At 39.8% G+C, this 20141-nt stretch carries 16 protein-coding genes; 4 read left to right on the top strand and 12 right to left on the bottom strand.

The features are described 5' to 3' along the window. Positions 1-4 precede the first annotated feature (4 nt). The 3 genes from WIW72_RS06160 to WIW72_RS06150 are packed head-to-tail and all read right to left on the bottom strand — an operon-like array spanning position 5 to position 3432. A complete protein-coding gene (locus WIW72_RS06160) occupies positions 5-973 on the bottom strand; it encodes an ABC transporter ATP-binding protein (protein ID WP_337721292.1) in 969 nt (322 codons plus the stop codon). Positions 974-976: 3 nt separating this feature from the next. Further along, a complete protein-coding gene (locus WIW72_RS06155; RefSeq protein WP_337721291.1) occupies positions 977-2443 on the bottom strand; it encodes an ABC transporter permease in 1467 nt (488 codons plus the stop codon). After that, on the bottom strand, positions 2440-3432 hold the full coding sequence (locus WIW72_RS06150) for an ABC transporter permease (RefSeq protein ID WP_337721290.1): 993 nt from the start codon (positions 3430-3432) through the stop codon (positions 2440-2442). Before WIW72_RS06150 ends, WIW72_RS06155 begins: the two co-directional genes overlap by 4 nt. Before the next feature lie 216 nt (positions 3433-3648). Between WIW72_RS06150 and WIW72_RS06145 the strand changes: the two genes are divergently transcribed. From WIW72_RS06145 to WIW72_RS06135, 3 genes are all read left to right on the top strand, one after another. Then, positions 3649-4812 (top strand): hypothetical protein, encoded by a 1164-nt coding sequence (locus WIW72_RS06145; protein ID WP_337721289.1) that lies wholly within the window; start codon positions 3649-3651, stop codon positions 4810-4812. A gap of 397 nt (positions 4813-5209) precedes the next feature. After that, positions 5210-7582, top strand: a complete 2373-nt coding sequence (locus WIW72_RS06140) for an ABC transporter substrate-binding protein (RefSeq protein WP_337721288.1) — start codon at positions 5210-5212, stop codon at positions 7580-7582. Positions 7583-7710: 128 nt separating this feature from the next. Continuing rightward, entirely contained in the window at positions 7711-8493 is a 783-nt protein-coding gene (locus WIW72_RS06135; protein ID WP_337721287.1) for a KaiC domain-containing protein, read from the top strand. A gap of 708 nt (positions 8494-9201) precedes the next feature. Here the strand turns inward: WIW72_RS06135 and WIW72_RS06130 are convergent. From WIW72_RS06130 to WIW72_RS06095, 8 genes are all read right to left on the bottom strand, one after another. Next, positions 9202-10152, bottom strand: a complete 951-nt coding sequence (locus tag WIW72_RS06130) for an IS110 family transposase (RefSeq protein ID WP_337721286.1) — start codon at positions 10150-10152, stop codon at positions 9202-9204. Between the two features lie 164 nt (positions 10153-10316). After that, entirely contained in the window at positions 10317-11072 is a 756-nt protein-coding gene (gene cobB / locus WIW72_RS06125) for an NAD-dependent protein deacetylase (protein WP_337721285.1), read from the bottom strand. 80 nt (positions 11073-11152) lie between these two features. Continuing rightward, the gene (locus tag WIW72_RS06120; RefSeq protein WP_337703124.1) at positions 11153-11665 is read right to left on the bottom strand and encodes a TQO small subunit DoxA domain-containing protein; all 513 of its coding nucleotides are present in this window, start codon (positions 11663-11665) and stop codon (positions 11153-11155) included. Between the two features lie 5 nt (positions 11666-11670). Further along, the gene (gene doxD / locus WIW72_RS06115; protein ID WP_337703122.1) at positions 11671-12213 is read right to left on the bottom strand and encodes a thiosulfate:quinone oxidoreductase large subunit; all 543 of its coding nucleotides are present in this window, start codon (positions 12211-12213) and stop codon (positions 11671-11673) included. 264 nt (positions 12214-12477) lie between these two features. Continuing rightward, a complete protein-coding gene (cutA, locus tag WIW72_RS06110; protein WP_337721284.1) occupies positions 12478-14694 on the bottom strand; it encodes a glyceraldehyde dehydrogenase subunit alpha in 2217 nt (738 codons plus the stop codon). Then, complete coding sequence (locus tag WIW72_RS06105; protein WP_337703119.1) at positions 14681-15166, bottom strand: (2Fe-2S)-binding protein; 486 nt, start codon at positions 15164-15166, stop codon at positions 14681-14683. The genes cutA and WIW72_RS06105 overlap by 14 nt, the downstream gene beginning before the upstream one ends. Beyond that, positions 15156-16007 (bottom strand): glyceraldehyde dehydrogenase subunit beta, encoded by an 852-nt coding sequence (gene cutB / locus WIW72_RS06100; RefSeq protein ID WP_337721283.1) that lies wholly within the window; start codon positions 16005-16007, stop codon positions 15156-15158. The genes WIW72_RS06105 and cutB overlap by 11 nt, the downstream gene beginning before the upstream one ends. Before the next feature lie 269 nt (positions 16008-16276). Beyond that, a complete protein-coding gene (locus WIW72_RS06095) occupies positions 16277-18019 on the bottom strand; it encodes a S9 family peptidase (protein WP_337721282.1) in 1743 nt (580 codons plus the stop codon). Positions 18020-18161: 142 nt separating this feature from the next. On the opposite strand from WIW72_RS06095, the gene WIW72_RS06090 reads away from it, so the two are divergent. Continuing rightward, the gene (locus WIW72_RS06090) at positions 18162-19712 is read left to right on the top strand and encodes an aldehyde dehydrogenase family protein (RefSeq protein ID WP_337721281.1); all 1551 of its coding nucleotides are present in this window, start codon (positions 18162-18164) and stop codon (positions 19710-19712) included. Between the two features lie 10 nt (positions 19713-19722). On the opposite strand, the gene WIW72_RS06085 is transcribed toward WIW72_RS06090, so the two are convergent. Continuing rightward, positions 19723-20100: a cupin domain-containing protein gene (locus WIW72_RS06085; protein WP_337707836.1), complete on the bottom strand. Its 378-nt coding sequence runs from the start codon at positions 20098-20100 to the stop codon at positions 19723-19725. Between the last annotated feature and the right edge of the window lie 41 nt (positions 20101-20141).

The following is a 20141-nucleotide window of genomic DNA, read 5'->3' as shown; positions in this document are numbered from 1 at the left end:
TTCATCACTTCCTGAGGTGGCAAGCTACGTAGTGCGTGGGGGAAACTTTAACAATTTCGGGCTCTGTAGTCTTACACACGTCCATAACAAACGGACATCTTGGATTGAACCTACATCCAGTTGGAGGGTTTAATAAATCTGGCGGAGAACCCGATATGGACTTTAACTTACTCCCTCTTTTTCTGATATCAGGAATAGATTCTAAAAGCAGTTGCGTATAAGGATGTAGAGGTGTCTTATATACTTCCTCTACTTTTCCGAACTCGACTATTTTCCCTGCGTACATAATAGCTAGATAGTCACTTAAACCAGCGAGTAATGCTAAGTCGTGACTTACAAATAACATGCTGAAGTTTTTCTCCTTTTTAAGCTGTCTTATAATACTTATTATTTGAGCTTGTACTATTACGTCCAACGCTGTAGTTGGCTCGTCAGCAATTACTAATTTTGGGTTTAACAGGAGAGCCATAGCTATCACTACTCTCTGTTTTTGCCCGCCTGAAAGCTCATGAGGATATTTTTCTAGAATCTCAGGCATTAGGTTAACAGACTTGAGCATTGTATAGATCCTTTCTAGTGCCTCTGCTTTAGAAACGTCTTCATGAGCTAGTATAGTCTCTATCATTTGATCTTTTACCTTATACACAGGATCTAATACGTCCATAGATACTTGAGGAATCCAACTTATCTCTTTCCATCTGATGTTTTTATTAAAATTTTGTTCGTCTATTTCGAGAACGTTTTTGTCTTGATAAAATATTCTCCCACTTTTTATCTCAGCGTTTCTGGGAAGTACGCGAAATATCGAATTGATAAGTGTGGACTTACCGCTTCCAGATTCTCCTGCCACACCTATGACCATTTGGTTTGGAACGTATAAGGAAACTCCGTCCACCGCCTTTACGTAACCAGTTTTTGTCTTAAAATAAGTCTTGAGGTCTTCTATTTTGAGTATAACACCGTCTACTACCAAGTCTTATTCACCTCTCGCCTTGAAAGGACTTAAGACTTCTTGTAAAGCTGTGCCGAAGTAATAAAACGCCACTGATAGTAAAACTATTGATAGACCGGGAGGTATGACCCACCACCAAGCAAAGGAGTTAGCACTTGAAGCCGCATCTGTAGCTGCTCCAAGCATATTCCCCCACGTGGGAAAAGCCGATAGTGGTATCCCGAAACCGAGAAAGTCTAAACCCGATTCTATCAGAATGACTACTGGTACATCGTAAGCTAGTTGTGCAAAAACTACACCGAGTATGTTAGGTAAAATGTGTTTCCTTATTACGTGTAAAGTACCTCCTCCCAATGCTCTCGAAGCTTCAACGAATGTCCTGCTTTTTACGCTGAACGTAACTGACCTAATTATCTTCATGGTTCCCATCCATGACAACCCTCCTATTATAAGTAGTACTAGCTCTGCCCTACTAATGTTAGCCGCTATCCCAGTAACAATAAACACAGTTTCAAGAGTTATAAACAGAGGAAGACCTGGAATAGTAAGGAAGAAGTCCGTTATAGAGTTCAAAACTAGATCAGTCTTACCGCCTACATATCCTGCAACTAACCCTACTATTAAACCTATGCCTACGATAATTATCGATGCAATAACACTTAATTCGAGATCAAACCTAGCACCTATGACGTACTCTGCATACACACTTGCACCGTTATCATCAGTACCTAAAATCCCGAAGGATCTACCTAAATCGCTAAAGTGAACTGGGGCTATGTAAACTTTTGCAGAAGTGGAACCAATATTTATAACACTTATCATGACAGATGTGGGCCCAGACTTCCCTAAGAGCTCAGTTGGAAATTGTAATCCTAGTAATGCTTGTTGACTTATGGGTAAAGAAGCTACATAAGGACTATTAGCCGAATTTAAACTAGAAGGAGTCATAGAAATAGAATTAGTTTTATTCAAGTTAAGTACATTTGTCGGATAATTATACTCATACTGATATTTAATAGGCACGTAACTCAGAAGAAAGAATTTGTAACCCGATGAGTTTTCTGTGTAAAAGTTAACTTGTACTCCTTGAATAGTGTAAGGTGTAACTGTGGTAGAAAAGGTAAATGAATAAGGGTAACTGTACTTCCAGAATAAAGTAAAAGTAAGGTTTTCGGACTGATGCGGTTTAAGATACACGACGTAATATGAACCGTTGTAAGTTACATAGCCGTTTCCTGAAGTAGAGGTTAAGTTAAGGGTAGTACTCATATCGGGAGGATAGTCCTTATATTGTGGGAAAATCGTAGCCCATGAAGGTACAGCGTAAGGACCTGCTACATAATACTCTGAAGAAGAATAAGGGTTTTTATATGGAGTCGTCATAGGACCTATGATTGCCACTAGAACGAAAAATACCAAGATACCAATAGATATAACAAAAGACTTCCTATGAAACAAATCTCTTATTATCTTGTTTTTAAAAATGTTCATTCATACTTCACCCTGGGATCAATGAAGGGATAGATTAAATCGACTGCGAACAAAACTATTATTGCATACAGATTGATGAAGTAGAAGGCCGCTTCGAGGACTGGTATATTTAAGTTTTCTGCGGCTTGTAATAGAAGCTCGCCCATACCATAAAAATTAAATATTTCTTCAACGAAGACAGCGCCAGCTAAAATAAAAGCAAAGTCTATACCAGTTCTAGTAACAGCTGGTATTATTGAATTCCTCATTACATGCTTCAAAAGAATTTTTCTTGAAGGTATCCCTCTAGCTTTTAAATATAAGATAAAATGACTATGATTAGCTTCTACGCCGTAACTTCTCGTAAGTATCATCCTTACCCCATAAGACAAAATAGTGAGAACTATGATAGGTAATGATGCGAATTTTAATAATGAAGCCACGTACGTTATCCCAGAAGTCCCGTTTATAGCCTCTGCTATATTAGTGGGGAACCAATTTAATTCAAATCCAAAGTAATACAATACTATTGCAAATATCCAGAACGCTGGTATAAAATATGTAAATATTGCGACTGTGCTGTTTATTAAATCTGTCAACTTGCCCTCCTTAGCTACGGAGATAAGACCTAAAACTATCGCTAATCCAGTACTTAAGAGAAGACTTGGAACCAATATGATCAAGTCAACTGGTAGGGCTTGCATTATAAGGTTAGTTATAGGTTCGCCATAGTTAAGAGAGTACCCAAAGTTGAAAGTGAGCATATTTTTGATGTAATCGACATACTGGATATAAAGAGGCTGAGTAAGTCCCCATTGTCTATCTATAGCTTCGATTAATGTGCTCCTCGATATGCCTTTATAAGTTAAAGGAACGTAAAAATCAGCTGGATTATAATGAAATATATAAGGCATTACATTAAACAAGAAGAAGAGAAAATTAATTATAGCGAATAGCAATAGAAACCTTTCTATAACCCTTTTTATAATGTATCTAGTCGGAATCCTCAAAACTTATCACCACTTAAGTAAAATTCCCTTAACTAAATGATCTTTATACACGATCTTAATATTTTTGCTATCAATAAGTGATTTTTATTTAGTTTTAAAGTAATATTGGTTGATCCTTGACATTTTTAAAGTAAAATAGAAGCTCTTTTTAGACAAACATTATTGTATTGTAATGAAAATATTAATTTATACGGCAAAGTAAATTCCTAATTTAAGATGAAAAAAACCCTCAAAATCACGTCAATAGTAGTTATAATTCTATGTCTCATAATAATAATTCCTCTAAGCGTCGGATATATACAGTCATTACGAGAACACATAGACGTTAATTACATTACTCTTCCTTCTTTTTCTAAGATTTACTCATTAGCTCCATTATCGGACGGAAAGATTGCGATAGGAGGGGTTAAGTTCCTAAACAATAATTCAAATCCTGAAGGTATAGTAGCTTTATACTACTTTATAAATAAATCATGTATTATTTTACAAAATGTTTCTAATTATTTTAAGGGAGGGTACGTGTATGCTCTGGGATATAATGGTAGTGACGTAGTAATCGGAGGAAGTACAAGGATAAATGGCTACCTCCACACATCACTCGTAGAATATGATTTAAATACAAATACATTAGTCAATTTATCTAATATCTTATCACCTTTTTACAATTTAGGTCAAGTACTATCTATAGATTGGACAGGTAGTTATTGGCTAATAGGAGGAGACGTTTATATCATCGGAATTAATGGTCAATCCTGTTTAGTTCCATTCTTGATAGAGATCAATATATATGGGCATAAAGATCTCTCTTCATCGCTTCCGTTGGACATGAGAATTTTAGGAGGCTCTGACGAAATATATACTATCTCGACTTCAGACGGCAGATCAATAATAGGCGGTGCAAATACAATCAATATGACTGCATCTATATTTAACGGGACTAATTTTACTATTGTAAAATTTAACTATTATCATTTCGGAGTAATATTAACTTCCGCATGGTGGAACAGCATAGCTCTAATTGGGGGAGAAAACCAGACTCAGCCCGATACGCCAGTTCCATATCTCGCCGAAATCTTTAACGGAGATGCGACACCAATCTCGCTTAAATATCAGATAGGAGTGGTCTCAGCTTTAGCATCTACTCCAGCTAATGTTTATATAGCACTGAAGGTTCCTTTCAATACTAATAATGGTATTGCTTATGGCACGGTAATCCTTGAAACTAACAATCTGAAGTCATTTACTACTTTGTTTTCAAAACCTTTTGTAACTATTGAAGAAATGATTCCTTATAACAATAATGTAGTAGGTGTAGGATATGAACAATATAATAATAGTGAATATACAGGGTTTCTAGTTATTTTATCAAACGCTGGTTAAATTTTCTTAACAGTTCATTTATTTAATTTTCTGATTTCTATGGTTACCTGAAAATTATTTAGTAAAACTGATTTTTTATCTGTTTTTAACACCCTAAATTAAATTTTCTATTAATGAAAATCATTATAAATGTATTCTTTATCATACTTAGCTAAGCAATTATACATGGGTTACAAAAATTATAATATTAAAGATATTAAATTATACTAAAATCAATATGAAAGTAGATGAAATATTTCTAAGTTCTTGTCTAAAAATAAAAAATTATAACTTATAGTAATTTTGTTCTCTGTTAATAGTTTCAATTAATCACGTATTATAATTTTCATTTTTTGTAGTGCATTACTTGATCTTTCATAAAAGTTTATAATACACATATACTTAACTTACTATTGATATGAAAGGAAACTATATTTTGTTAGCCTCTATATTTGCTCTACTAATTCTATTCGCTGTAAGCATGGTATCAGAACCAATAATAGCAAGCGGTTATGCAATATCAGACTTTAACGCACCTATACTTAACTGGTATCAAGCTAGGTATAGCGAGCCTTGGGTAGGGACAATAGTATATCTCTATTCCTATTCTTCACATACGGCTGAATATAATGCACTAATTCAAGGAAAGATTAACTTTGCAACATTAGACCACAGGGACGAAATAGAGACACTTTTATCAAATTATAAAAACAAAGTTTACGTAGCTATATCTCCAGTGACATCTTTCGGACAACTAGTGTTTGCTTTCGGAAACAACTTGACCGCAAACTTATACTTCAGGTATGCAATAAGTAGTCTGATTAATCCTCAAAATGTAACGGAGGACGTCTGGGATAGTGGACTTTTAGGTACAGACTATCCTTATTATGTATCACCAGTAGTTTACAAGTCTTGGTTTAACCCACAAGTGGCACAATACTATGAACAATATGAGTCATATAACCTAACTAGAGCTATAATGTATTTAGAAAAAATACCGGGTATCACTCATGTAAACGGACAATGGTATTATAACGGTAAACCTTTAAAGTTAACCTTCCTATACCCTACTGGAAGCTCGCCATTAGAAAGGCTAGCATCATACTTAAGTACAGAAGCTAGTATGATAAACTTAACTATTGTTCCAGAGGCTACCTCTTTCGGAACTTTACTCACAGCGGCTACAACACCTCCTTATAATGGCTTTAATATAACTACTTTCGGATGGATTGATCTAGGACCTCTAGTCCCATCTTGGCTTGAGGGTATATATACGAGCCCCACTAATACTGGAGGTTTCTCAAACACCACTATTGATACTGTACTTTCTGAAGCTGATACCGCTCCTACATCGCAACAGATGCTTAACTATACAATGGAAGCAGAGTACTTTTTACAACAACAATTACCTTACGTTATAGTAGTATGGAATAATGCAATACAAGGAGTATACTTACCAGATTGGGCCAATTATATTTACTTAAACGTTACTGATGTTTACGCTATAAGTATAGCAAACGTTCACCCGTATGGTTCGGCTTTAAACGGTACATTCTACTTCTCTTCAGTTAGTAGCGATTTACCAAGACATATTAACCCATATGCTAGCACAAGCTTATACGCTTTCAATACACTTAATGACTTGTATGATCCTTTAGCCGTTACTAACTATAGTATGCCAACGACATTTAACAGCCCCTATTATCTAATTCCTTGGGTCGCTAAGAACTGGACTACAGTTCCATTACATGACTATAAACTACCTAATGGTGGAGTAATAGTTAATGGTACAGAGTTAATAGTAAACTTAGTGCATAATGACACGTGGATCGACGGAGTACCTTTAACAGCATATGACGTTAACTTTACCATATGGTGGTACGACTTGCCAGGTATGATGGGAACAAATACCTTCGACGGACTTCATGTAAATTACACATACTTAGAGGATAACGGGTTCATAAATAGCGACCTATTTGGGACTATTCCTAGTTTAGTGTGGACTAATGTAACAAGTCCTTACCAGATAGAGATATTTCTAAATTCCACTAGCCCTATTCAGCAAATACTTGCCCTTGACGAATATCCTATAGTTCCAGCTCACGTATTTAACACTACACCACCGCAGTTAGTATACGCAGAGAAAATAGCGCCCCTAATATCTAGCGGTGCTTACAGATGGGTAGAATGGAATGTACCAGCTGAGGAGATAATTGTAACAGCTAATACACACTATTTCAGAATCGATCCGTACTTATTCTTACAGACCGTTAAGCAAGGACAAGCCGCAACATTCACAGCTAATGTAACAGCGTATAGCTGGGATAACTCATCCGAGATGCTGATACCCACTCAGATATCTAATGCTACAGTATATGTATATTTGAAGTACTTGAATGTTAGCGGTGAGCCTTATGGTAATGTAACCATAAATGGAAAGCCTTATGTAGTTATCGCTAACAATATGGGCAACGGTATTTATCAAGCAACCATAAACACGTCCATGTTAGAACCAGGTGTGTATGAGATAGTAGCTAAGGCTGTATGGACAGTAAACGGAAATATGAGAGAAGAATTCAGCTACGGTAGTTTGAACGTAACGCCTACAGTGACATCAACTGTATCCCCATCTACAACAACCTCGACATCAAGTACATCTACTACCACATCAACTGTACCCCCATCTACAACAACCTCGACATCAAGTATTAACCTTGGTCTAGTAGCTGGCATAGTAATTTTGGTAATAATAATAATTGCAGCTGCTATAGTTCTATTAAGAAGAAGATAAGTTAACCATTTATGCAATAAGACTAAAATTTTTTTTGGATTTTGATTTGTAATTATAAGAAGGAAATTTTTGTTATAAACTCACAAAACATGTGAAAGTATTTATTATCACACTGACAACTAATCTTAATGATCAGACTTTCGACAGGGATACATGATTTTGATAAGCTCATAGAGGGTGGTATCCCTCAAGGTTTTTTTGTGGCACTTACTGGAGAACCTGGTACGGGAAAGACTATCTTTTCCCTAAGTTTCGTGAACGAAGGCTTAAGACAAGGCGAGCCTGCAATATATGTAACCACAGAAGAAAGTAGGGACTCAATAATCAGACAAGCTAAGATGTTTAACTGGGATTTAGAGAAGTATTTGGAATCAAAGTTGATAATCATAGATGCACTTATGAAAGAAAGAGAGGATGAATGGTCTCTTTCAGAACTTGAGCCAGAAGCCTTAGTGCAAAAAGTGATCGAAGCCAAACAGAAACTAGGGCCTGGTTGGGCTAGGCTTGTAATCGATTCTGTTTCAGCCCTCTTCTTAGATAAACCGGCAATGGCAAGAAAAATAAGTTACTACTTGAAGAGAGTACTTAACAAGTGGAGGTTTACAATTCTCGTTACGTCACAATACGCAATAACTACGTCTCAAGCTTTCGGATTCGGAGTTGAACACGTAGCTGATGGGATTATCAGGTTCAGGAGAGTAATAAGAGATGGAATGCTACATAGATATGTAGTTATAGAAAAGATGAGGCAGACAAATCATGATAAGTATGTTTGGGAAATTGACATAGTCCCGGGAAAGGGCATAGTCCTCTTGGGGAGAATAAACGAGAGGAGGGAGGACTATGCTTTACCGAAAAAAGTAATGGACAAGATAAAGGAAGCAAACAAGGACGAAAGCGACATTCAGTAGTTACCACTTTCGAATCCTGAAAGTTACAGAAAAGGGAGTTAAGGGGGCGGAAAGCCTCGCCAAGGGGATGGATAGTCCCGTGTTTAAATACTCCTCTATCAAAATTTCTCTTAGTGATACTAACGACACTCCTTATATAAAACATATTAGTCAGATCTGTGTAATACAGATCTGACTGGGGTGTAGGCCGTGACGCTCCTTGGGCTTAAAGCTTGCCGGGGAGCTTAGCCCCCTCCAACTCGGACCGGAAGTTGGGCAAAAAGCCCGAATAAAACATAAGGGTGAGTGTAAGTGGAGGCACCCAGTTGCAGGAATAGACGTATCAAAAGATAAATTAATTGCACTAAAATAAGCAGTTTAACATTAGTGAGTAAAGCAGGTTTCATGGCGTAAGTAGTGTGGACTATGCTCAATTTTTAAGGAAAAATTTTATACCGGAAGCTCCTCAGCTTAATGGGACTGTGGGAGGAGCAAGCAGTGACGCCTCTTTCCTTCAAGGGACTAGAGCTTAGCAATGAAAGTCTCCCTTTCAAATGGGAGTGGTTCTCTGAGCCACTCGACTGCTCACCAGATGTAATCCCGAATCTATGATGAGAACGATGAGGAGGGAACCCTCGACCCTTCCAGAGCGGGGAGCTTCCGGTATAAAAAGTTTTCCTAAAAAATTGAGCATAGTCCACACTACTTACGCAAGTGATGAAACCTGCTTTACTCACTAGCATCAAAGGGCTTATTATAATACAGCACAGCCCAAGTAATAATAGCCAACTTTCTAGCACACGCAATAATCAACTTCCTTCCTCTAAGCCTACCCTTGTGCTCCTCATAAAAACGCTTGATAACAGGATTAACCTTAATAGCAGTCAAGGCTGCCAAGTAAAAAGCCCTCCTCAAAACGGCATCACCCCTCTTGGATATACCCCTTGTGATAACACTCTTGCCACTAGACTCAACAACTGGGTCAAGACCACAATAAGCAACAAACCTCTTCTTATCACTAAAGCGCTTAACATCACCAACCCTAGCCAAAATAATACAACCCAAGGTTTTACCAATACCGGGTATGGTGAAAATCAAACTATCCTTGGGAACTAACTCTCTAAGCCTATCCTCAATCTCCCTCTTCCTACCCTCAAGCCTCTCAAGCTCCTCCAAAAGAAACCTAACCTCAGACATGACAATACTATCCCCACCACCCCTCAAAACCTCCTCTAAATTCCTCTTTGACAAACTGCTATAGCCTAAAAGTACTAGATCCCTCCTCAACCTATTCTTAACCCTAGCAATACTCCTAGTAGTAAAATCCCACTGGCTTGTTAACTCCCTAGCATCACTTGTTACAAACTCACTACCCATACTTACAACTATTTCTGCTAGCTTTTTAGCATCATTCTTATCACTCTTCTTACCCCTAAAACCCTTGAACTTCTTGAGTATAAAGGGATTAATAATCCTAACATCATACTCATTATTCAAGTACTTTGCTAGGTTAACGTGGTAAACTCCGGTACTCTCAATACCTACTTTGCAACCCTTTGGCAAAATCTTCCTTATCTCCTCAAACCCTTGCCTATCATTAGTAAACTCGTAGAGTTTACCTTGAAAATACACGATTAATTTATCTTTTGATACGTCTATTCCTGAACTGGGGGCCTCCAATTGTACTCACCCTTATGTTTTATTCGGGCTTTTTGCCCAACTTCCGGTCCGAGTTGGAGGCGGCCAAGCTCCCCGGCAAGCTTTAAGCCCAAGGAGCGTCACGGCCTGAACCCCAGTCAGATCTGTATTACCCAGATCTGACTAATATGTTTTATATAAGGAAGTCAGACCAAACCAATCTGCCTTTTTACTTCATCAACTATCATCGGTAGGACTTTTTCGACGGAGTCTCTTATAACAACGTCTGCAATAAAGTCCAGAGGCGTTTCCTCCATGTTTAGGATTATCAGTTTACCTCCTCTTTCCTTTACGACTTGCGGAACCAAATTTGCTGGATACACAGTCAGAGAGGAACCTACCACTAAAGCCAAGTCCGAATCGTAAGCAATTTGTAATGCGTAATTTATTTCCTTAACTGGTTCTCCGAAGAGTACGACATCAGGTCTAATAATCCCACCACATGAGCACTTAGGAGGAAGTTCTCCCTCGTCTATTTTCATAAGAACCTCAGACGAATCGTAAGATCTGAAGCAAGAGGAGCAAAAGCTCCTCTTCATAGTGCCGTGAAGTTCTATCACGCTTTTTGAACCAGCTTTTTGATGAAGACCGTCGATATTCTGTGTAATAATGTACTTTATTAGCCCCATCTTCTCGAGTTCAGCTAAAGCAAAATGTGCAGGGTTAGGCTTCGCTTCAAATAGCCCCCTCATCCTTGTCGAGTAAAACTCCCAGAAACCTTTGGGATCCCTTTCAAAGTACTCTATACTCGCCAGCTCAGGGGAGTATTTTTTCCAAAGACCGTTAGGCCCTCTGAAGTCCGGTATACCTGAAGCTGTACTGATGCCAGCACCGGTGAAAGCTATAGCGTTCACTGAAGACAATATCATATCAACTATTATGTTTATTTTTTCATTCTCCATCACAAAAGATTGTAAAGAAAAAGTAAAAAAAGTAAAGCGAGAGAAAAAAGTGAGGATAAATTAAAAAGAAAAAGAAAAAGTTATGACGTTATAGTAAAACTCGCTACTGCTTCCCTACCGGTAGATATTGCTGGTGTGTATAATTTCACGTAATATTTACCGGAGGCTAAGTGTACTCCTTTTATTAGTAAGTGAAACTGTCCTTCGCTTCCCAATATTACTACGAATCCCGAATACCAGTTAACGGTGTCCTTTTTATTCGCGTTCCACGGGGCTTGTATTATTTTCACGGTATCGTTAGATATCTGTGAAGAGTTTAGGAACACCATAAACGTGTGATTTGTATTGTATATCTCCATTAGCGGAGCGGAAGCCGGGTAAGCGTCCGGACCATCGATATCTGTTATGTTCATTATAAGACATAGACCCTGAGGTGTATTATAAGCGTCTATATAAGTGATCTCTAGCTTCGGTAATTTTGAGTTATTTACTAAAGGTCCTACTACGTTTCCATAAGCCCACTGACCAGTAGCTAGTATCCAGCCCACTACCAAGATACTGAAAATTAAGCCAAGAACAACTACTTTTTCCATGCTTTTCACCACAGTTTAATCCACTTAAGTATCGGTACGTTAGCTATCGGCCTATCTCCGAATTTCTTATATAGGAAGTGATCTAATCCCCATACTCTTCCGGCAGCTGTTAGCATTAGTACTATTGAACCTGCTGTTAATAGAGCACCGATTTGCCACTCGTCCTCGCATGTGGAACCTAACCAGTATGCTGGAGCGAAACCCACAGACATTGCTAGAGCGCCTAGTGATGCCAATCTTGTTAACAACCCGATCACTATCATAATCCCCACAAGTAGTTCGACATAACTGAAGACAGTGAGGAATGTTACGTCTAATGTTCTGTTCTCTAGAGTCATTAGTAAGAGAGGCTTAAACGGACCAGCGTGTGGCAGGAAATTCACTAATTTTCCTCCCACGAATGAAGATGAGTTAGGGTCTAACTTTTCAGGCTTTAGTACAGCCTTCCTTAAACCACCGTCTAAAAACATCCAACCTACAGCGAAACGTATAGGCCATATGTACTCCATTCTCGTTGAATTTCCTTCATTTAACTCCATTTTAGCCATCCTTTTAACTCACCCATTTAAAATTGTTTAAAAAACAAATTTATAAGTTTTTCTAATTAAAAGTAATAAATCTTTTTAATCTTCAATTATTTACAAAGTTAAGACTTTTTTTAACTTCGATAAATAGAAAAGGATTAAAAAGAGAAGATATATAAATTATCTAGGTAGATCATTCAAATCATACGACGATTATTAACTATAAAATAAAAGTATAATAAAATTATACTGGAGACACTTTGTTTAAGAAAAAAGAATTTAATCAAGCTAAATTACGTCTTCAGGTCTTACGGGAGTCTTATTGAACCTCTTTCCAGTGGCGTCCTCAATAGCCCTTACTATAACAGCTGGTCCAACTATTAGTGCGGCTTCACCAACTCCCTTTGCCCCAGTGGGATACGCGGATGGATGTGGTTTTTCTACGAAGTGACTTTCAAACTTTGGTGTCTCAACAGCCGTTGGTATAAAGTAATCAGCGTAAGTTACAACTAACTGACCATCGTCGTTAATTATAGCTTCTTCTAATGTTGCTTGTCCTACAGCTTGCGTAGCCCCACCGTGAATTTGCCCCTCAGCTAAAGCCGGATTTATCACTACACCTATATCATCGTAAGCCTTGTAGTCTATTACCTTTATTATACCATAATCGTCTACTTCAACTACTGCCACATGAACTCCATAGGGGAATGTAACATCTCCGGGCAGAGTGACTTGAGCGTAAATACCTGGTTCATTTGAGGCATAAGAGGATGCAGCTACTTCATCCCAACTAACTTTCTTACCACCTGCACTGAACTCTCCATTGGAATATGCGACCTCCTCTACATCCACGTTCAAAATCTTAGCAGCTGTCCTCTTCATTTTCTCCAATACCTCCTTTGCAGCGACAAGTGCAGCACTCGCAGCAGCTGAGGCTGTTCTCGACCCGTAGGTACCCATGCTTGCAGCGACAATTTCAGTGTCTCCCCAGACCACTTTGACTCTATTAATGTCTATCTGCAAAGTGTCAGCTACTATCTGGGCGATTGCGGTTTCTGTACCTTGACCGTGGGGGGTTCCTCCGGTTATTACTAATACATCTCCAGTCTCGGATACTCTGACTTCGCCAAACTCCCAAGGCCCGAAACCGCTGATCTCCAAGTAAAATGCCATCCCTACACCTATCTTCCTGCCCTTCTTTCTCTCCTCCTCAGCCCATCCTTTGAGCTGATAATATTTGAGTGCTTTCAGTCCCTCCCTCAGTAAGCCTAAATAATCACCAGAATCATACTTCAAGCCGAATGGGTTCGTATACGGCATCTCGTCCGTCCTTACCATGTTCACTTCTCTGACCCTCACGTCGTCCAGCTTCAACTCGTCGGCAATAATACTCATTATTCTCTCTATTATGAATGTAGCTTCGGGCCTACTTGCTCCTCTGTACATTGTTATGGGTGGGGTGTTAGTGTAAACTGCCCTACTCCTTATATGGATATCTCTAACCTTATATGGCCCCGGGATCATTAAAGGAATAATTGCTGGTTGTAGAGGGGCAGTATAAGTTAGATAAGCTCCTAAGTCAACCAGTAAGTCTCCTCTAATTCCTAACAATCTCCCTTCTTTGCTAACTGCAATTTCCCCTTTGAAGGTATTATGCCTGGCTTCAGAGGCTAACATTTCCTCACTCCTAGTCGCTGTCCACCTTACTGGTCTCCCCAACTTTATAGCACTGGCTATGACGCTTATATCTTCCGGCAAAATATTCACTTTGCTTCCGAAAGCTCCTCCTACATCGGGCATTATGACCCTTATCTTGCTAGATGGAATGCCAAAAATTCTGGAGAACTCTGACCTAGCTGTGTGGGGAACTTGTGTAGAGTACCATACCGTCAGGAAGCCTCCTTCATATCTAGCTATAATGCCTCTGGGCTCCATGGGTGACGGGATGAGTCTGTTGTTTGTTATCTCGACTGGGATTACTTTGTCCGCGTTCTTAAAGGCGTTCTCTATGTCGCCAGCACTGTAAGTCCGGTCAAAAGCTACATTAGTCTTTAACTCCTCGTGTATGATCACTTTATCTTCTAAGGAATCTTCCATCTTAACTATCGCAGGTAATCTCTCGTAGTCAACGTTTACTTTGTCTATAGCGTCCCTCACTGAATACTTATCAGTTCCTATCACTATAGCCACCGGTTCTCCGGCATACCTAACTTTCTTATCCGCCAACGGCTTCCTTTTTACGAATTTCCATAACTTAGGATCTTCGTAAGTAGTCCATATTCCTATACCTTCCTTAACCTCTAAGTCCTTTGCCGTGAAGACCGCGACTATCCCTTGGACTTTTAGCGCATCACTTACGTCTATAGACTTAATCAGCGCGTGTGCGTAAGGGCTCCTGACAAACCCTGCATAAATGGCTGATATCTGTATGTCATCAACGTAAGTTGATTTACCGTTGACGAACTTATCGTCATATAACCTCTTTATTGGTTTACCCGTGTACATGACCGTCACCTCCTGCAACTTGCCTTATTGCCTTGACTATGTTTTGATATCCAGTACACCTACAGATGTTACCATGAATACCTTCCCTTATTTCCTCTTCCGAGAGATGTTGATGTTCCTTGAGGAGGTAGTGAGCTTGAACTATCATTCCTGGAGTACAGTAGCCGCACTGGAGGGCAAAGTTCTCCTTGAATGCCTCTTTAAGCTCCTTTGCGTCTAACCCTTCGATGGTAGTCACCTCAGCACCGTCAGCTTGGACTGTAAGCACTGTACAAGACTTAACGCTCTTACCGTTGAGGAGTACAGTACACGCACCACAAGTTGATGTATCACATCCTATCTTAGTACCGGTAAGCCCTAGTTCATCTCTCAGGAAGTGGACTAGTAATTGCCTAGGCTCTACTTCCCTTTCGTACCATATCCCGTTTACTTTTATTTTAATTTTTGCCTTTTCTCCCGGTCTAACTAACAATACCTAACACCTCCTTTAGGGTGTTTACCGTAAGAGCTTTCATCACCTTTCTTCTGTACTCGGAAGATCCTCTGGAGTCTGAAGGAGGGTTCACTTGAGAGGCTACTTTTTCTGCGAAGTCCCTAATTACGTTCTCAGAAGGTTTAGTATCGAGTAAAGACTTCTCTAACTCGTAAGGTCTGAACGGCTTGTCGGAAACACCGGTATAAGCAATTCTGATATCCTTTACTACTCCGTCTACTTTAGCTAAAACAGCCATTCCAGTCAATGCGTAGTCTCCAGCTCTCCTCACTATTTTCGCGTACTTATAGTTGTATCCCTTAAGTTTAGGGAAGACGATCTCCACTAAAAGCTCGTCCTCCCTTAACTCGGTTGTATAGGGCCCTTTAAAGAAATCCTTAGCCTCTACCTCCCTCACGCCTTTCGAACTCTGTAACCTTAACTTAGCGTTGTAAGCTGTAACTATAGCAGGATAATCTGCCGATGGGTCTGCGTTTGCTAACGAACCACCTATAGTACCCATATTTCTGACTTGCATATCACCTACCTTTTTTGCCGATTGGTGAAGTAGAGGCAAGTCTATCCTCACTATACCGCTCTTAACCAGGCTGGCATGTGTCACTGTAGCACCTATGATTACACTATCATCTCCTGACGAGATGTGATTTAGTTCCTTGAGAGGGTTTAAGTCCAGTAGAAACTTAGGCTTTAATATTCTAAACTTTAACATAGGTATTAAGCTCTGACCTCCTGCTAAGGGCTTAACGTCCTCATTACTTAAGAAGTCTAGGGCGTCACTAAGACTGACCGGTCTATAATAGCCTAGTTGGGGTGGATACATTATATGGTAATAGTAAGAAATTTATTAAATACTTTGCTTATCTCTTGATTAAATTGTTACAAAATCAAAAAATGTTCATTTAAACATATTTTAATTAATTAGGTCGACAGTATAATGTCTCCTTAGAATCGGTTTTGTTTTAGGATGTATATGGTTCGAACACATGTTGAAGACACTACGAATAATCAGAACTTACATTATTCATAAACTTAAAGAGAGTATATGAATTGTTTATATCGAGAACGAAGGAATCTTACGCGGAGGGTCGTCTATCTCAAATATCTGTTAAACCAGTCTAGCTTTCTTCTAAGCCTATCCTTCATGTTATTGGGCTTACCCCTTCTCGCATGTTCGTGACCGTCACCCTTATACCTGACCAGTTCGCTATCGATTCCATTCATTTTCAACGCCATAAAGAACTGTTCTGCTTGTTCTATGGGACATCTGTAGTCTTCCTCTCCATGTATTAGCATTGTAGGCGTCTTGACATTCTTTACGTAATATATGGGAGACATTTTCATTAACTTATCCATATTTTCAGGTTTCCACGGGTCGTCAATACCGGACTCTACAGTGTTGAACCAGAAGCCTATGTCACTCGTACCGCACATGCTGACGAGGTTAGATATACTCCTCTCGCTAATCGCCGCAGAGAACATATCGGTCTTTGTGACAATCCAATTGGTCATAAACCCACCGTAGGATCCCCCGGTAACGCCGATCTTACCCGTCAGCTCGTATTTCTCTTTGACAGTTTTAACGAAGTTTAAGATGTCCTCCATGTCCTTCCCTCCCCAGTCACCTACACATGCTTTAGCAAAGTCCTCACCGTAACCTTGACTACCCCTAGGGTTTGAGTATATTACGTTAAACCCGTGCTTTGCGAAAAACTGGAATTCTATGAAGTAGGAGTACCCGTAAGCAGTGTGTGGCCCTCCGTGGATAAAGAGTATCGTCGGAGCGTGCTTGTCCACTATTATAGCCCAACCCTCAACATCTCCCCTAACTAGTTCGGGCTTTAAACCCCTGACTGAGGGGTTAGGGTCGTATGTCTCCCCCTTGTAGTACATTATTGAAGGCTTTTCAGGAGTGGTGTAAACATAAACCAGTTCTCCGTCTAGATAATCGAAACTCCTGACTACCATATCCCCATCTGTCAGCTGGTCCACCTTGTTATCACTAACTTTGTAAACGTTTGTTTTAGCTCCGACTTGACCAGTGGTTACTATTTCTCCCCTCTTAAAGACTAACTTCTCCTTTGCACCGTCGAACAAGTCAGTGAGGACGCTATTACCACAATAATTTCCGCACAGATAACTCTTATCCTCCTCTGGTAGTATTACTTCTTTTACTGCCCATGGTGTTTTACCCTTTCGGTGTCCCAGATAGGCTATTTGACCGTCCTCATTCATAGCAACAGCCGTTATGTTCCCCTCCCCTCTTGTGATTCTCCTTAATTCATTTCCTTCAACCTCATAAATGTCGGATAGACCCACATCATCGTTTTCTTTTGTAGCAGAGATCACGATCCTCTTTCCGTTAGTTGCAACGTCAGTTACGTCGAAGTCGCCTTCAACAAGTGTCTTAACTTCTTTTCCGTCAAACAACAACAAGGACATCCTAGTTCTCAGTAGACCTCTTCCGTCAAACCTATACTTCAGTTTTTTAGCCACGAAGTGGCCTTCTTTTTTATCTTTCTTTTCTCCTATGACTAAAATCCCGTCCTTATGGAAGACGAACTTATGTATCTTACCGAGAGTAAAGAGTCTCTTAGGTTCTCCGTAAGGACTTTGCTTGACGAGTGTTCTTCCGTTTAAAACGTAGTAGAGATCCTCTCCGTTGATCGATGGTAAGGACTCCTTTCCGCCGAAAGTAATCCTATTCTTATCAAGGTAGATGCTTGACTTATACTCATTCCCTTCTATCCACGTCTCGGTATGTAATAGACCCTTCTGACTTAGTTTCACTTCTGAAACCAGTCTTATTGAATACGCTTCTTCTATCGTGTCCATAAAGTATTTTGTGTTTACTTACTTTATAATGTCAACTGAAGGTCCTAAGATCGGTATGCGATCGGCTTAGGCTCTTCTCGTTAAACTTTCCAAACAACGTACAACACCACATTTTTATCTCCGGTTATCTATAATTATAGATATGGTATTCATAAACGAAAACACTATAGCTAAGTATAAAGGTAGGGAGGAGGAGTTCCACCAAGAGTTTGAGAAAGCATTAGAAAGAGTAAGACTTGGAGAAGAGTACCCACTGATAATAGGAGAAGAGGAAGTAAAGACAAGTAAGACTTTCGAAGTCAGGTCTCCTATAGACGCTTCGATTCTCATAGGACGGTTTCAGATAGCTGATGAAAACGCCATAGATAAAGCTTTCAAGGCCGCAAAAGAAGCGTTTAAGAGTTGGAGGCTGACGTCATGGAAAGACAGGGTCGAAGCGGCTAAAAGGGCTGCTGAGCTGATTAGGAGGAGGAAGTTCGAGTTAGCCGCTACCATTACCCTCGAAAATGGTAAGAACAGATACGAGGCTATAGCTGAGGTTGACGAAACTATAGACTACTTCAACTACTACGCTTACATCCTCCTGATTAATAGGGGTTTTAATCATGAGATGGACTCAAGGATGTATAAGAATGAACACTCCTACTCAGTGATGAAGCCCTACGGATCTTGGGCTGTAATAGCTCCCTTCAACTTCCCGTTGGCAATAACTACTACTATGGCCCTCGGGGCAGTTATTACCGGGAACACAGCCGTGATAAAACCGTCTTCCGACACGCCACTTTCCGCATACAACTTAGTTAAAATAATGTTAGAGGCCGGTTTTCCACCGGGTGTGGTGAATTACATCACAGGGAGCGGAAAGGATATCGTTGATTTCATGTTAACAAGATCTGACGGAATGGCATTTACGGGATCTAAGGACGTGGGGCACTCCTTGGCAAAACGCTTCATTGAAAGAGACCCTAGACCGGTAGTGATGGAGCTAGGTGGTAAGAACCCCGTGATAATAACTGATAAGGCGGACCTTACCAAGGCTGTTGAGGGTGTATATCGTGGGGCTTTCGGCTTTGGTGGTCAGAAGTGCAGTGCAACCTCTAGGGTATACGTATTTGAAAGTGTATACGATAAGTTTGTAGAAAAATTGGTCGATAAAGTAAAAGAGACCAAGATTGGAGACCCTAGAAAAAAGGACGTCTTTTTAGGACCCTTGATAAACAGAGGTGCTGTAGAGAAGTACAAGAGGTTTGTAGATGAAGCTGTGAAAGGCGGAGGGAAGATAGTAATAGGAGGAAGAGTCGTGGAGGAGAACAAAGGATATTATGTAGAACCTACAGTCGTCACTGGCTTACCTTATGACCACTGGTTGTGGAAGACTGAACTTTTTGTACCCATACTGTTAGTTGGAAAAGTTAAGACGTTAGATGAGGCTTTAATGAGAGTTAGTGACGTAGAATACGGCTTAACCGCTGGTATTTTCAGTGAAGACCCGAAAGAGATCGAATACTTCTTTAACAATATAGAAGCCGGTGTTGTTTACGCAAATAGGACTGTAGGGGCTACTACCGGTGCAATGCCCGGAGTACAACCTTTCGGGGGTTGGAAGCATTCGGGTTGGACTGGGAAAAACGCGGGAGGACCCTATTACTTACTCTCCTTCCTCAGAGAACAAGCTCAGACGTATTACGAGTGACTTTTTTCTTTCACTTGCACTCCTCGTCTAACGTCTTTATACTCATGTCGTCTGTGTAATCGATTACACAGAAGAATTCCAGTTCTGAGTCACCGTTCACGAAGGAGTGTTTTACATTAGAATCTATGAAAATGAAGTCACCAGCTTTCATCTCGTAGGTCTTGTCGGCTACGCATACCTTGCATTTACCTTTAGTTATGATGACAGTCTCTTGGTATTTATGTACGTGCATCGGTATTACGCCATGTGGCTCTAATGTGAACTTTCTGACTGCGTAATGGGCTCCATGATCCTTTGTGACAAGCCACTGGATGTAAGCTCCTTTTGACCCCTTTATCGGAACTTGGTCTTTCTTTACAGAAGAAATGTTGGATAGATAATACTCCAAATTGTCCCCCACTATTATTACTTAGAGGAGATTTTAAATAG

This window comes from Stygiolobus sp. CP859M (assembly GCF_037389975.1).
In the GTDB taxonomy this organism is placed as follows: Archaea; Thermoproteota; Thermoprotei_A; order Sulfolobales; family Sulfolobaceae; genus Stygiolobus.
This window is presented reverse-complemented; position numbering and strand designations above follow the sequence as displayed.